Origin of the sequence: Mesorhizobium sp. M1A.T.Ca.IN.004.03.1.1 (assembly GCF_003997555.1) — a bacterium.
Lineage (GTDB): Bacteria > Pseudomonadota > Alphaproteobacteria > Rhizobiales > Rhizobiaceae > Mesorhizobium.
The window spans coordinates 1-252 of the sequence record NZ_RZTV01000724.1 but is presented as its reverse complement, the minus strand read 5'-3'; the positions used below and the strand labels follow the sequence as shown (position 1 = coordinate 252).

Below are 252 nucleotides of genomic sequence, written 5' to 3'. Positions count from 1 at the left end.
GCAAGCAGGCGACGGGCGAGAAGTTTTCCGACTATTTCGACCATTCCGAACGCTGGGCGACTGCGCCGGGCCACCGCGCGCTCGCCATGCTGCGGGGCTGGAACGAGGAGGTGCTGACGCTGACGATCGAGGCCGACGCCGAAACCGCCTCTCCGAACAAGCCGGTCGAACGCATGATCGTGGCGGCTTACGAGATCGGTACGAGCCGTCCCGGCGACCGCTGGCTGATGGAGGTCGCAAGCTGGACCTGGC

1 pseudogene is annotated in these 252 nt (G+C 66.7%); it reads left to right on the top strand.

Annotation, left to right across the window (positions count from 1 at the left end):
* Window positions 1–252 (top strand): annotated as a pseudogene (locus tag EOD29_RS33565) (RNA-binding transcriptional accessory protein); the annotation flags it as partial.